Origin of the sequence: Roseobacter sp. SK209-2-6 (genome assembly GCF_000169455.1) — a bacterium.
GTDB lineage: Bacteria > Pseudomonadota > Alphaproteobacteria > Rhodobacterales > Rhodobacteraceae > Pseudophaeobacter.
The window spans coordinates 1-14,142 of record NZ_AAYC01000016.1 but is presented as its reverse complement, the minus strand read 5'-3'; the positions used below and the strand labels follow the sequence as shown (position 1 = coordinate 14,142).

Here is a 14,142-nt window from a genome sequence, read left to right as displayed (position 1 = left end):
CAATGTTTAAGCAACTCTCTTCACTTGTTTTTCTCGTTCTGGGGCTGATCAGCCCTGCGGCGGCCTGGGCAATATGCGATGTTGATTATCGGGTTCAATCCGGCGACACCCTGTTCTCCATCGCTGAGCAACACTATGGGGATCGCGGACGTTGGACCCTGATCTACTATGGCAACCAGAGCCGTCTTACAGGACCTGTCGCGGAACCCGGCAAGACCCTTTACATTCCTTGCGCAAAGGGCGCCAGCATCCCTGATGCCACTCCTCTGCGCAAAGATAATGCGGAGCTGAAACTGCTAACCGGTGGCGGCTTTGCTCCTTTCACGGATCCTGCCCTACCTGGTCAGGGGTTGATCACCGAGTTGGTGAACGCGGCGATGGAGCTGATGCCCTCACCGGTTTCCTACTCGCTCACATGGGAAGATGACTGGTCTCAGCATCTCTTTCCAATGCTCAACGACAAGCAATTCGATATGGGTTTTCCCTGGTTCAAACCAGATTGTGAGACCACGCCAAAGGATGAACGCTGTATCAATTTCCACTTCTCAGAACCCCTGATCACAATCCCGATTATGCTCTTCACCCGAGCTGAAGCCCCGCTCATCTTTAACGATGACAGCGACATACTCGGGAAAACACTCTGCCGTCCCAAGGGTTACTTCACCCATGATCTGGATCGCCCTGGTCGTCGTTGGCTCAGTGAGGACAAGATCACACTCGTTCAAGCAGATACGCCTGCTGCCTGCTTTCACATGGTCGCCGATGGCCGGGCAGATGCGGCTACAGTAAATCTGTTTCTGGGCGCGGACACCTTGATCAAAGAGGGGCTAAGGGACCGCATTCTCCCCGTTGAACGCCCCCTCTCCGAAGAGGGGCTCCATGTGGTAATTTCAAAGCGGCATTGGCGTGGCACATCGCACCTTTATCGGATCAACGCAGGTTTGAAAGCGCTCAAGAAAGATGGCCGCTTTGAAACCATTGTGGCGCGTCATCTAGAGACGTTTTGGAGCAAACTACAATAGTTTCAACATTGTCGCCCAGAGCAGTCATGCTCTGGGCTGGCCTGCCGTGGTGCCGATGTTCGAAGGCGCGATTGCAACTGACTTCATGACAGCATGGCAGGCAATACCCGTTTGGAGCCCCATGGCCTTGGCAGAGCGCTGCGTAACACGGGCCAAGATGGGACCAGCCGGTGTCTCCAGCGAGATCATGACCCCTGGCCCACTGCCTTGATGGATCTTCACGATGTTGCCGGGAAGAATGTTCAGCGCAGATAGCCCCTCTGGATATTCACGTGACAAAATCACATCGTGCGCTTGCACCCGAAGTCGGACCGACTGACCGACCGCTTGCTGAACACGCGGCAGAAAAAGGGGCAGCCCGCCCGCATCCAGCTCACTCAACCCATCTTGATGATGCTCTTTGACACGCGCTTCGATTAGAGCCCCTGCAGCCCTGACACCTGTCGGCAGAACAGAGGCATCTGCCAGTACATCCGCGGCCTCACCTTGTCGCTGCATCTTGCCATCCTTCAAAACGACAACGCTTGTCGCCAGGCGCGCAACCTCAGCGGCCGAATGGGTAACATAAAGGACGGGAATGTTCAGTTCGTCACGCAAGCGTTCAAAATAGGGAAGGATCTCCTCTTTACGAGGTTGATCTAAAGCAGCAAGCGGTTCATCAGCAAGCAACAACTCAGGACTGGATAGAAGAGCCCTGCCAATTGAGACCCTCTGTTTTTCCCCCCCTGAAAGCGCGATAGGTCGCCTATTCAACAAAGGTCCTATTCCAAGCATCTCCACTATCTTTGGCATATCTTCTCGCCTAGCCCCTTTGGGAGACCAGAAACGGCCAAACAAAAGGTTTTGCTCAACGGTGAGATGCGGGAACAAACGGCCTTCTTGAAAGATATACCCGATCCGACGGCGATGCGGAGGAAGCCAAATCCCCGAGTCAGTGTCAAACAAAACCCGCCCGTCCAAAACGACACGCCCAATAGCGGGCTTAAACAGTCCCGCTACAGCATTGATAACTGTCGTTTTTCCCGAACCAGACCCCCCAAACAACACGGTAGTTCCCGAAGGGGTTTCAAAACAAACATCCAGCGTAAACGATGACAGGTCATGGCGCAGTTTCAATTCCAGCATCACTCCGCCCCCATGCGTTTGGCAATTCGGCGCGCCAAGATTTCTGAAACCAACAAAGCAGACATGGCGATACAAACCGAAACAACAACCAGTCGCAGCGCTGAAGCCTCACCCCCGGGAACCTGTAGAAAGGCATAGATCGCAGAAGGCAAAGTCTGGGTTTGCCCAGGAATATTCGAAACAAAAGTAATCGTTGCTCCAAACTCTCCCATCGCTTTTGCAAAGGCCAGAACCGCACCTGCAATTATTCCAGGCAGCGCAAGCGGTAAGGTCACCGTAACAAAACCCCAAATAGGCCCCGCCCCAAGCGTCGCTGCCGCTTCCTCAAGTCTGGGATCAACTGCTTCGATGGAGAGCCGTATCGCACGAACCATCAGCGGGAATGCCATGATAGCAGCAGCCAAAGCGGCGCCAGACCAACGAAAGGCAAATACGACACCTATCTCCTGCAATCTGGAGCCCAGAACACCCTGTGTCCCCAACAGCAATAGCAATAAATAGCCGGTCACAACCGGTGGCAGTATGAGAGGGAGGTGTACTATGCCGTTGAGTAACTGCTTGCCAGGAAACTCCCATCGGGCAAGCGCGTAGGCGACCAATATTCCACAGGGCAACGAAAGAGCCACGGCCCAAAAGGCAACTTTAAGCGACAAAGACACTGCTTGCCATTCTTGGGGGCCAAGCCATTCCGTCATCAGCTTAATCCAACGAAATGAGGCTAAAGCCCGCACTAACAAAAGCGGCTCTCGCCTGTGGACCAGCCAAAAAGTCAAAGAACCGTTGTGCCGCCTGGCTTTCCTCGTTGAGCAGGGCAACCGGGTATCTAATGTGTGGGTAGCTTTCCAAAGGAAGCTCAGCGAGGATGGTCACTCTCGGTTCTGCGCGTGCATCTGATGCATAGACAATGCCAAGTGGCGTTTCGCCAGCAGCAACCAGAGCAAGTGCAGCCCGAACATTGTCGGTCTGGGCAACCTGCGGTTCAACCTGCTGCCAAAGACCAAGATTGATCAAAGACGCTTTGCCATAAATTCCAGCGGGAACCGCCTCTACAAGAGCCATGGCGAGGCGCCCTTCTCCGAGAAGGGCAAGGATCTCTGCATTTGTGACACTTTTGATAGGGAGCGTTTTCCCCGCAGGGGCAATTAGCACCAAACGGTTGCTGAGCAGGTCTTCTCGCGCACCCGAAACGAGCAGCTCTTTTCCTTCGAGGTAGTCCATCCAAGCACTATTGGCTGAAATAAAGATGTCAGCTGGGGCTCCAAGTTCAATCTGGCGCGCCAAAAGGGAGGACCCCGCCAAAGAAGCAACAACAGAATACCCTGTCGCTTCTTGAAACTCATCTTGGACCGTTTCCAAGGCCTCTTTCAAACTTGCGGCAGCAAAGATGGTTACATCTGCAGCTTGAACCGGCACCGAGAGAACCAAGCTTGAAGCAAAGCTCCACATTGCTCTACGGAACGAGGCTACCTTTGGCTTTTTCAGGAGCTGAAGTGACTTCATCAGTTTTCCGGCTTTCGCAGGGCGTTTCCCCTCAATAGCCCGGTTTCTGACAAAGTTGAACCCGCTGCACGAAGTGAGCGGGTCAAACTGAATTGCTGGCAAGTGCTTTAGAAGAGAGTCATGCCACCTGGATCGCTCGCAGAAGCAGTCGCCGGTGCTGCAGGTGCTGGAGCGGGTGCTGGACGCGAAGCCGCCATTTCCTGCTCTCCCAGTTTCCGATCGTTTTCAACGCGCGTCTGCTGCGCGCTGCCTGAAACGGAATGAAAGCGAACACGGCGGGCCGACGTACCACCAACACTGGAAGAAATAACTGGAATTCCTTCATCTTTTAGAAAGTGCTGCACGAAATGCGAATTAGAAGCCCCAATATCAGAGAGATTGGCCGACATTTTTGCGCCACCAAAAACTTTAGCCTTCAAGTTCGCTCTGCTGGCCCCCTTTTTCATAATGCCATTGATTAGGAGTTCCATTGCATGAATGCCATAGCGGGCACTAACACCATTGCCATTAGCATTTGCCAGAAGGAAGTGGTTCATTCCACCTACACCATTTTCGGCATCATAAATGCAAGCTGCAATACATGAGCCCAAAACGGTAGAGAACACGACGCTGGGATCTGTGGAAACACGAAACTCTCCCTGCAAAACCGTGACTGATGTCGTATTGTCAAAAACTGTTGCCACAGCTGTCTCCTTGTCCCAATTCCTTAACCCTTGGCGGCTTGCAGCAGAACTCCTGCCATCCGCGCCAGGGAAACCTGTTTCTGTGCCGCACCGGTTTCCCAGGCCACACGCGGCATGCCATAGACCACGGAGGATTTCTCATCCTGAGCAAAAGTTGCAGCGCCCGCCTTACGCAGGGCTAACAAACCCTTAGCTCCATCCTGTCCCATGCCGGTAAGAATGGCGGCTACAGCGTCCCTTCCATATGGCACAGCAGAGGTGAATAATGCGTCAACAGAAGGCGTATGGCCCGAAATTGCGGGCCCCTCCTTCAGACGCGTCTTCATGGGCTTCCGTTGACTCACACCCATATGACGTTTCTGACCAGCGGCGACATAGATGCGCCCTGTTTCCAGCTTCATTCCCTCTTCCGCTGCCACAACCTTAGCGGCGCATACACGATCCAGCAGGGATACAAGTCCGTGACCAAAATTTTTCCCGGTATGCTGGACAATCAATGTCGGAGGACATTGCGCCGGGAAACCAACCAGAAGACTTCGCAAGGCTTCAACCCCGCCGGTTGAAGACCCCACAAGAATGAACTTCTTGAAATCCGTGGATCCTGTCGCCACGGCCCCAACGCCTCTGCGCTGCCCAGGTTTATCTCGGCGTGGTGCTTTGACCATCATGTCAAAGTACTGGGCAAACTGTCTGGGATGATCGCTTTTTGTAAGCTCAAAAATACCAGCGCCTACATTCAAAAGAGGCGAGGATTTTCGAGCTGGCGTTGCGGCCTGGTCATCCATCACGGCAACCCAGCGGGTATCAAGTGCGGAGAATAGCGCCAACATCATCTCGAATTCAGGAAGCTTGGTAAACCCATCTTCTACGAAGGCGAAAACCGGTTGCGCAGCCTCGGCCTGATTGTAGGCCATCATGAGGTTGTTCGCCAAAAGCACCTGCATTCCTGGATAGTTAGCTTCCATGTGCCGCTGTAAAGAGCGAGCAAAGGTGCGGTCAGTGGTAATGATCAGCAGTTTCTGAGAAGGCAATTTTTCACCCAGTCATATTGATCGGTCAGAACCGATTGTTACGGTCGGCCCCGGGACTTTCGCCCCGGGGAAGTGGCCTGAATTAGAAGTCTTGCCAAAGATCCTTTGCAGCGCTGCCTTCAGTCATTGCAGCGGGTGCAGGGGTGACTTCGCCAATCTCCCAATCATCATCACCATGTGCTGAAGGACCAGAAGAAACGGAAACATCCACATCATCTGCTGGGGCAGCAAAACTATGCGTAACCCCGGCGATTTTGAAACCTGCAACCAAAGCTGCGAGTTTAGAAGCATCACTATTGAGCGTATGCCCCGCTGCGGTTGCCTCTTCCACCATGGCGGCATTCTGCTGGGTCACCTGATCCAGCTGGGTCACACCGGTGTTGATTTCACCCAGGCCGGTGGATTGCTCCACCGCACCCTCGGCGATGCCGGTGATCAGCTTGGAAATATGGCTGACGCGTTCCACGATATTGTGCAGCGCATCGCCCGCCTTGCCAACCAGATCCACGCCACGCTCCACCTGTTTGGAGCTGTCGCCGATCAGGGTCTTGATCTCCATCGCCGCATCAGAGGAGCGCTGCGCCAGGGCACGCACCTCAGAGGCCACAACCGCAAAGCCCTTGCCCGCTTCACCAGCCCGTGCGGCTTCGACCCCGGCGTTCAGGGCCAAGAGGTTGGTCTGGAAGGCGATGTCGTCAATCACCGAGATGATTTGCGCAATGCTGGAGGAGCTCTGCTCGATCTCGGTCATTGCCGTAACCGCGCTCTGGACAACCTCACCGCTGTTTTCAGCTTCCTGACGCGCCTCTTCCATGGTGTTTTCCACCCGGCGGGCACCATCTGCAGCGGATTTGACCGATGCGGTCAACTCATCCAAGGCGGCGGCCGTTTCTTCCAGCGTTGCTGCCTGGCTTTCCGTCCGGTGAGACAGATCCTCTGAAGCTTGGCTTATCTCGGACGCACCACTGCGAATGCTACTGGATGCCTCGATAACCTGAGAAACTGTACCGCTAAGCGTTTCAATCGTTTGATTAAAGTTGCTCCGCAGCTTCTCATGCTCGCCCGAAAAGGCCTGATCAATTGGCTGAGAAAAGTCGCCTTTTGACAAGCGCAAGAGACCGGCACTCAGATTCTCAACGACAACTTGCTGCTGCTGTTGCTGTTCGGCGCGAATCTCCTCGGCTTCTCTCGCCAACTGCAGGTCTTCTTGCATCGAGACCAAAGTTTGACCAATCTTGCCGATTTCGTCACCGCGCACAGCTTCCGGGACGTCTGCATCCAGGTTTCCTGAGGAAACGGATTCCATGCTGCGGCAAATACGATCCAAAGGATTGGTAATACTACGGGCAAACAGCCAGCCCACTACAGACATTATCGCAGCACCCACAAGGGAGGCCAGTAACAACAGGTTGCGATCCCGTACCACCGGAGCCAGCAGCTCAGAACGATCCTGTTCGATCCCGATGACCCAATTGGTGCCAAAAGTAGCGGTACGTTCAGCATATGCGGCAACAGGCTGCCCACGCAATCCCAGCGTATCGGGGTAGAAGGAACTATTGTCAGCCAGAGCCTCTTGCAGATAAAGGCTGGCGGGAAGTTGGTCCAGCACGTCGTGCCCTTCCTCGAAACGCGAGTTGGAACGCGCGCGCAGATTAGGCCCAGCCAGGAACACCTCAACTGTTTCTCCAATACCCTTATCATCATTCATGATAGAATTTATCAGATCCACAGGGACCTGGAGGATCAATACCCCTACGGTCTGCCCCGATGCCGCAACCACCTTTGTCGCAACAAAAGCCGCAGGCGCATAGTTGCTCGGAGCATAGGGGGCAATGTCTGAGAAAATCACCTTGCCCGCTTCAACTTCAAGCGAGTCACGGAACATATTGGCGAGATCGGTATCCTGGTAGGGGCCCTTCAATAGGTTGGTGCCATAGTCATCCTCCTTGTAAACAGAGTAGATGACATCGCCAGACATATTGACCAGGAAGGCATCATAGTAGCCTTTGGCCACCAAGAGCGTTCTGAACGAGGGATGAAACTTCGCGTGGTGGATGTTATAGGGAATCGTTTTTTTACCCCGGTCCAGGATATGGCGTTCGCCCAATGGATGCGGATTGTCATCCATGTAGGTCTGCCGAACCGTTGCTGCGGCATCCGCACCCAGATTGCTCCAAGCAGCCGAAAGCCGTTGAAGCGCAGTGGCAGTAGAGGGGGTCGCTGCTAGCGTCAGTAGGTCTGCATTGATCCCTATCAACAGGGATTCCAACGCCGTCTTACGGCCGGCAATCAACGATTCGAAATGTTCCTCCGCTTGGTTGAAGGCACTTTTCTGGAAATTTAAGGTGCTAATTGTAACGATGACAGCCGTCAGCAGCACGCCAAAACCAACCACAAACACTGGTAGTTTATACGCAATCTTGAGAGAGCTAAGAGCCTTCATTCCGTCCTCCTGAGGCTTCGTTGCGGAACACCGCGAAATTCATGGAACCCAAACTGGAGAACAGACGTTAATTTGCGGCTTACACGCTAAATAAAATCCCCTTATTCGGGAATCTTTTTCAGGAAACTTGCCCGCTTTATTTCTAGCACAATTCGAGCACCCCATAGAGAGTATATATAATAAGGTATAGATCGCCGCCTTTATTGCATACTCAGGAGCTGGGCACCTGTGCCACCTATTTTAATCGCCATCCCAATTTGACCGAAGTTTAAATAAATCCACCCTTTAGCTCGCGAGTAAATTCGAAAAAGGGGGCACCAAACCTCTTTCGGCAATCAAATGTTAAGCCCCCCACCCTAATGATGAACTCATCCAACACACACGTCGCCGACAACGGGGGTGCGAATCGCGGAAGATGACCACGGAAACGCAAAAACACCTATTGGAATTGCCCAATGCTTTCGCGGAGCTTGATCCGTTGATTGCCTTCCTGCACGGAGCTCGCTCTGCCGCAGTGGAGATAGACTGCAGCACTGTTGCAGCAATGCCGTCGCGCTGCCTTCAGCTGCTTCTTAGTGCAGAACAGCAGTGGCGCTCCGAAGAACTGGAATTCTCTGTAACCAAAATCAGTGAATCCTGCCGTAAATCCCTGACTCTATTGGGTTTGGAGCCCAACCGATTTGAAGACGAGGTACCAGCATGAAAACCAAAGTTCTGGCAATTGATGATTCCCGCACAATCCGGAATCTGCTTGCAGCCACCCTGGAAGAGGCTGGCTTTGAATATGTAAGCGCAGTAGATGGCCGTGAAGGCGTCGATATGTATGAAGACGTGGCTCCGGATGTAGTCATCACCGATATCAACATGCCAAACCTTGATGGCTTTGGTGTCATCGAGGAGCTGCGTGGCGACGGAATCAATTCCAAGGTGCCTATTCTGGTTCTGACCACCGAAAGTGCGCCAGAAATGAAGGCCCGGGCCCGCGATGCTGGCGCAACTGGCTGGATCACAAAGCCTTTTGATGATGCATCACTGATCTTTGCGCTGAAGCGCGTAACCGGAGCTGCGGCATAATATGTCGGGGTCGATTCAGGATACCTTCTTTGAGGAGTGCGAAGAGCTCCTCGAAGCTACGGATGAGGGTTTGACCGCCATCGAAGGAGGCGATCACGACCCTGAAGTAGTCAATGCTGTTTTCCGAGCGGTACATTCCATCAAGGGTGGCGCCGGAGCATTTGGCTTGGATGAACTGGTTGCGTTCGCGCACCGTTTTGAAACTGTGTTTGACGAGGTTCGCGCTAACCGTCTCGACCTAGACGAGAAACTAATTCAGCTCCTGCTGCGCTCTTGTGATCATCTATGTGATCTGGTCGCAACCGCGCGAGATGGCGGTGAAACAGATCAGGCCCATCATGATGTCCTGATCGAAGCCCTGGATAAGTATATCCCGGAAGAAGAAGAAGATCTGACCTTTGAGCCGATGGGCCTAGGTGGCGCATTCGAGCCCGCATCATTGGATCTGCCCGAATCTGATGAACCAGCAGGCGAGGAAACCTACAACATCAGGTTCCATCCGCTGAAGGATATGTACAGCACTGGGAATGAACCGTTCTTTCTGTTCCAAGCACTCAGCGAACTGGGCCAACTTGAGGTGACGCTGGACGACACCGAACTGCCCGGCTTTGATGGCATTGACACCTCGGAAAGCTATCTCGCTTGGAACCTGACATTGGTCAGTTCAGAACCCCGTGCAAAAATCGAGGCCGTTTTCGAATTTGTCGAAGGTCTCTGCGAATTGTCCATCGAAGGGGATGGCGACGCAGAAGCCGATGCCAAAGCACTCGCTGCTTTGGAGGCCGCTTTTGGAGGCGCACCAGAGATGCCAGCACCATCAAACGAACCAGTTCAGGCTACAGCTGAGCCAACAGAAGAGACCTCAGCAGCCCCTTTTGAACCACCGGCCCCCGCACCAGAAAGTGAAGTCCCTTCGGCAGCCGTCGAAGCAAAGGCTTCCTCCCCCAAAGCCGAGACCGCCAAATCAGAGCAGCGCGGTCCAAAACCGACGCTCCGGGTTGATCTCGAGCGGGTGGACCGGCTCATCAATGCTGTTGGGGAACTTATCATCAACCATTCGATGCTGGCGCAGCAAATCGCCAACCTCAATGTACCGGATGTTCGGGATGTCGAGACAGAGTTGGAAGGTTTCAAGAATCTGGCTCGCGACATTCAGGAAGGCGTCATGTCTATCCGCGCGCAACCCGTGAAACCACTCTTCCAGCGTATGGCACGAATTGTTCGCGAGGCCTCCAGTGCTACCGGAAAAACCTGCAAACTGGTGACGGATGGTGAAAATACAGAAGTCGATAAAACGGTCATCGAGCGTCTTTCTGATCCGCTGACTCATATTCTGCGCAATGCGGTTGACCACGGTATCGAGAAACCAGAAGATCGGCAGTCCGCTGGCAAAGCCAAGCTCGGCGAAATCAAACTGACTGCGTCACATAGATCAGGTTCGGTCTGCATCGAAATCAAAGATGACGGCGCCGGAGTAAATCGCTCCAGAGTCAAACAAATCGCCATCGACAAGGGGCTCATTCCTGAGAATGCAGATCTGACTGATAGTGAAATTGACAACCTACTGTTCTTGCCAGGTTTCTCCACTGCCAAAGAGATTTCCAATCTCTCCGGTCGTGGTGTCGGCATGGATGTTGTCAAAAACGCAGTTGCAGGGCTTGGCGGACGGATCAATATTTCTTCCACCCCTGGCAAAGGATCTACCTTTACAATCATTCTTCCACTGACCCTCGCGGTTATGGATGGGATGGTGGTCTCGGTTGCTGATCAAACCATGGTTGTTCCAATTACATCGATTGTGGAAACAATGCGAGGCAGCGACGACATGATCAACAATCTGGGTGCTGATGGCACGCTGCTATCGATCCGGGGCAATTTTGTTCCGATCTGCGATGTGGCCAGTGCCCTGGGTCTGCGAAAAGAAGACAACGATCAGCCACCTGGTGTCTATCTATTGGTTGAGACAGAAACCGGGCAGCGCAGCGCCTTGGCTGTGGACGACATCCACGATCAGCGCCAGGTGGTAATCAAAAGCCTCGATGGCGTTTGCGGAGAAATCCCCGGCGTTGCTGCGGCCACCATCCTGGGGGACGGTAAGATCGCCATGATCCTTGACCCGGAAAGCATCCTCGCGGCCGCGCCCTCGGCAGCCGCCTTTGACACTGAGCGGAGAATGAGCAATGCAATCGCAAGCTGAAGTCCAACACACCGACCAGGAAGTTAAACATGCTCAGTTCAGCGAGTTTGTCAGCTTCACTGTTGCTGGGCAGGCTTTCTGCCTGCAAATAACCCAAATCCGGGAAATCCGGCGCTGGTCACCAGTGACTATTCTGCCCCATGCGCCCTCGGACGTTTTGGGAGTAATGAACCTGCGCGGAGCAGTTATCCCGATCTACGATCTTTCGGCCCGCTTCGGGCTGGAACAGACCGAGGCCAGCGAGCGCAACGTTGTCATCGTTGTCGCCTCCGCCGGAAAACCGGTCGGACTGCTCGCAGAATCCGTTTCTGAGATCATCTCGATCAATCCGGAAGAGATCCAAGAGACCCCCTCTGTCGATAGTCGCCACACCATGGAGTACATCCAAGGTATTATCTCTCACGAAGACACGATGGTACGGATCATCAATCTTGATGCTGTCATCGCGGTTCCGGAACAGGTGCTCTAATGATCACGGCAGGTTCCATCGAAGCCAATCCAGACGGTTTCACGCTGACAGACAGCGACTTTGAGGCAATTGCTGATTTTGCTTACAAGCATTTTGGCTTGTCCATGTCGAGCAGCAAGAAGCCACTTGTCTCCGCGCGTTTGGCTCGCCAGTTGCGTCAGCAAAAGGTCACCAACTTTAAGGAGTATCTGGATCGCCTGAATGGAAAGAACAGTGCAAAAGAGCGGAGTGACCTTTTGTCCCTGCTCACAACCAATGTCACGCATTTCTTCCGGGAACCGCATCACTTTGAGACACTGCGAACAGATGTTCTTCCAAAGCTTATCGACAAGGCGAAAAGTGGTGGTCGGGTACGTATCTGGTCGGCTGGCTGTTCGAAAGGACCTGAGCCTTTCTCCATGGCTATGTTGATCCACAGCATGTTACCCGATGTAGGGCGCTACGACTTTAAAATTCTGGGAACAGATATCGACCCTCAGGTCGTGAGTTTTGCTCAAGCAGCGACCTATCCCGCCGAGGACATCGCTCAGATCCCAGCAGAATACAAAACACTAGTTCCCCAGCTAGAGGCTGGAGGAAAAATGCCGGAGCATCTGCGCTCGATGATCACTTTTGGAGTGCTCAACCTGATTGAGCCCTTCCCTTTCAAGGGTAAGTTCGATGCAATTTTCTGCCGGAATGTCGCAATCTACTTCGACACGCCAACGCAGCAAAAAGTTTGGCAGGCCTTCCAAAGGTCCCTGACCCCCGGTGGCTATCTCTTTATTGGACATTCCGAGCGTATGTCTGGTCCAGCGGAACGTCATCTTAAGGCCGCGGGCATTACCACTTACATCCACACGCCCTCTTCGGGCGGCGCTCAGTAATACGAGCAGGCATAATAACACGAGGAAAAAATCATGAGCTTGAAAGACTCTCTCCGCGTCATGGTCGTTGACGACATGTCTACGAGCCGAGGCATCATTACCCAGTGTTTGGATGAGCTCGGAATCAAGAACTATATGGTAGAAAACAATGGTCAGGGTGCTTTCCAAAAGCTAACCCAAACTCCCGTTCACCTGGTTCTTTCGGATTATAATATGCCTGGCATGGATGGTCTTGGACTATTGCAGGCACTTCGAGGCCACCAGACGACTCAGCGTGTCGGCTTTATCCTCGTAACAGGCAAGCCCACCCCTGAGATCATCGAAGTCGGCAAAAAGCTGGGCCTCAACAATATCATTCGCAAGCCTTTTACGGTAGCAACCATGAAACAGGCGATCGAACAGGTCGTCGGGCGGCTCTGATCATGGAAGATCTGCGCGAAACCGTCACCGGCCTTAGTGCCATCTCAGCCAGGGAAATGCGTCAGCTTTACAGCAAAGTGCAGACCCTAGAGGATGTGGTGCACACGATCTTCGAGCGTGGCACCAAGCCAAGTCGTCAAGAATGTCAATCTCTTCAGGATTTTGATCTGGTCATGCAGACTTTGGCAGGACTGGCTGGATTTTTTGAACGGGTTGAATCGCAGGTCCTCGACAATGGGCATCCAGACATTGCCGAAGCCACGCAAGCGGTCACCTTGCAAAAGCTCCGGGAGCGCCTGCAGGAAATCGGTAATTTGGTAGATTCCTGACTGCCTAGTCCTACTGTTCTAAAATGACTTAAAGCCGCCTGTTTCCTCAGGGCGGCTTTTTCTCTTTCTTTGCTGCAAGAGAGCGCTAGTCTATAGTAAGATTTTCTCAAATGTTTCTGGTATCAACATGTTCCGCTTCGTTCCCTTTTTGGCCTTATTCCTCCATCTTCTCTTGCCTGGCACTGCCGAAGCAGCGCGGGACCGGATCGCCTTGGTAATGGGGATGGGCGACTATCAATATCTCCCCCCCCTGCAGAACACCCGCAATGATGCAACTGACATGGCTCGTACCCTTGAAAGAATAGGCTTTGACGTCACACTTTCGCTGGATGCCTCAACCTCAGAGATGACCCAGATTCTCGATGATTTTGCTTTCCACTCCGAGGTTGCCGAACTTGCGCTAATCTATTTTGCGGGCCACGGTATCGAAGTCCAGGGTGAGAATTTTCTGATCCCCGTTGATGCGAATGTTACTTCCAATAGGGATGTTCAGCGCCAATCTGCCTCTTTAAAGCAGTTGTTGGCTGCGGTGGATCGGGCACGCAAAATGCGGATCGTCATCTTGGACAGCTGCCGCGACAATCCTCTTGGGGACAGCATCGCGCTGTCAAGCACATCAACGCAAAGCAGCCCGCAAGAGGATACGCGCGGCGGTGGGGGAGGCATGGCCGCTGTTGACCCAGACAGGGGCACCCTCGTAGCCTTTGCCGCTCGGGATGGACAGGTCGCCTTGGATGGTACAGGCGACAACAGCCCCTATGCCCAGGCCTTGATGCAAAAGATGGTCCAACCCAACCTAGAAATCAGTCTGATGTTTCGTCAGGTCCGGGACATCGTTTTGCAGAAGACCGGAAACCTTCAGGAACCTCACACCTATGGCTCTCTCACTGGTGTTCCCTTCTATCTGACCTCGTCCACCGGTCAACAACTCCCTGCTGGGACTTCCGAAGCCTGGTCTGCACTCAAGCCCGATCAGGAAGAAC

15 protein-coding genes are annotated in these 14,142 nt (G+C 53.4%); 9 read left to right on the top strand and 6 right to left on the bottom strand.

The window, feature by feature from the left end; all coding sequences use genetic code 11:
• The first annotated feature begins 2 nt into the window (after positions 1-2).
• On the top strand, positions 3-1,022 hold the full coding sequence (locus tag RSK20926_RS19410) for a transporter substrate-binding domain-containing protein (protein WP_008209345.1): 1,020 nt from the start codon (positions 3-5) through the stop codon (positions 1,020-1,022).
• Between the two features lie 24 nt (positions 1,023-1,046).
• Here the strand turns inward: RSK20926_RS19410 and modC are convergent, their stop codons facing one another.
• From modC to RSK20926_RS19380, 6 genes are all read right to left on the bottom strand, one after another.
• On the bottom strand, positions 1,047-2,147 hold the full coding sequence (modC, locus tag RSK20926_RS19405; RefSeq protein WP_008209343.1) for a molybdenum ABC transporter ATP-binding protein: 1,101 nt from the start codon (positions 2,145-2,147) through the stop codon (positions 1,047-1,049).
• Positions 2,147-2,842, bottom strand: coding sequence for a molybdate ABC transporter permease subunit (gene modB / locus RSK20926_RS19400; RefSeq protein WP_037255897.1), 696 nt, complete (start codon positions 2,840-2,842; stop codon positions 2,147-2,149). The genes modC and modB overlap by 1 nt, the downstream gene beginning before the upstream one ends.
• 4 nt (positions 2,843-2,846) lie before the next feature.
• Positions 2,847-3,593, bottom strand: coding sequence for a molybdate ABC transporter substrate-binding protein (modA, locus tag RSK20926_RS19395; protein WP_008209339.1), 747 nt, complete (start codon positions 3,591-3,593; stop codon positions 2,847-2,849).
• 161 nt (positions 3,594-3,754) lie between these two features.
• On the bottom strand, positions 3,755-4,330 hold the full coding sequence (locus RSK20926_RS19390; protein WP_037255895.1) for a chemotaxis protein CheD: 576 nt from the start codon (positions 4,328-4,330) through the stop codon (positions 3,755-3,757).
• Positions 4,331-4,353: 23 nt separating this feature from the next.
• Positions 4,354-5,295 carry a CheB methylesterase domain-containing protein gene (locus RSK20926_RS19385; RefSeq protein ID WP_050773137.1) on the bottom strand — a complete coding sequence of 314 codons (942 nt, stop codon included), beginning with the start codon at positions 5,293-5,295 and terminating at the stop codon, positions 4,354-4,356.
• Positions 5,296-5,443: 148 nt separating this feature from the next.
• Positions 5,444-7,804 carry a methyl-accepting chemotaxis protein gene (locus RSK20926_RS19380; RefSeq protein WP_008209333.1) on the bottom strand — a complete coding sequence of 787 codons (2,361 nt, stop codon included), beginning with the start codon at positions 7,802-7,804 and terminating at the stop codon, positions 5,444-5,446.
• 415 nt (positions 7,805-8,219) lie between these two features.
• Here RSK20926_RS19380 and RSK20926_RS19375 point away from each other — a divergent pair, with 415 nt between their 5' ends.
• The 8 genes from RSK20926_RS19375 to RSK20926_RS19340 form a co-directional block, all read left to right on the top strand.
• Positions 8,220-8,507 (top strand): STAS domain-containing protein, encoded by a 288-nt coding sequence (locus RSK20926_RS19375; RefSeq protein WP_008209331.1) that lies wholly within the window; start codon positions 8,220-8,222, stop codon positions 8,505-8,507.
• Positions 8,504-8,878, top strand: a complete 375-nt coding sequence (locus RSK20926_RS19370) for a response regulator (protein ID WP_008209329.1) — start codon at positions 8,504-8,506, stop codon at positions 8,876-8,878. Before RSK20926_RS19375 ends, RSK20926_RS19370 begins: the two co-directional genes overlap by 4 nt.
• Before the next feature lies 1 nt (position 8,879).
• Positions 8,880-11,075, top strand: a complete 2,196-nt coding sequence (locus RSK20926_RS19365) for a chemotaxis protein CheA (protein WP_008209328.1) — start codon at positions 8,880-8,882, stop codon at positions 11,073-11,075.
• Positions 11,059-11,544, top strand: coding sequence for a chemotaxis protein CheW (locus RSK20926_RS19360; RefSeq protein ID WP_008209325.1), 486 nt, complete (start codon positions 11,059-11,061; stop codon positions 11,542-11,544). Before RSK20926_RS19365 ends, RSK20926_RS19360 begins: the two co-directional genes overlap by 17 nt.
• Positions 11,544-12,410 carry a CheR family methyltransferase gene (locus tag RSK20926_RS19355; protein ID WP_008209324.1) on the top strand — a complete coding sequence of 289 codons (867 nt, stop codon included), beginning with the start codon at positions 11,544-11,546 and terminating at the stop codon, positions 12,408-12,410. The genes RSK20926_RS19360 and RSK20926_RS19355 overlap by 1 nt, the downstream gene beginning before the upstream one ends.
• Positions 12,411-12,443: 33 nt before the next feature.
• Complete coding sequence (locus RSK20926_RS19350; protein WP_037255889.1) at positions 12,444-12,830, top strand: response regulator; 387 nt, start codon at positions 12,444-12,446, stop codon at positions 12,828-12,830.
• Between the two features lie 2 nt (positions 12,831-12,832).
• Positions 12,833-13,159, top strand: a complete 327-nt coding sequence (locus tag RSK20926_RS19345) for a hypothetical protein (RefSeq protein WP_008209322.1) — start codon at positions 12,833-12,835, stop codon at positions 13,157-13,159.
• A gap of 127 nt (positions 13,160-13,286) precedes the next feature.
• Positions 13,287-14,142 (top strand): caspase family protein (locus RSK20926_RS19340; protein ID WP_008209321.1); only part of this gene is annotated, 856 nt, incomplete at its 3' end.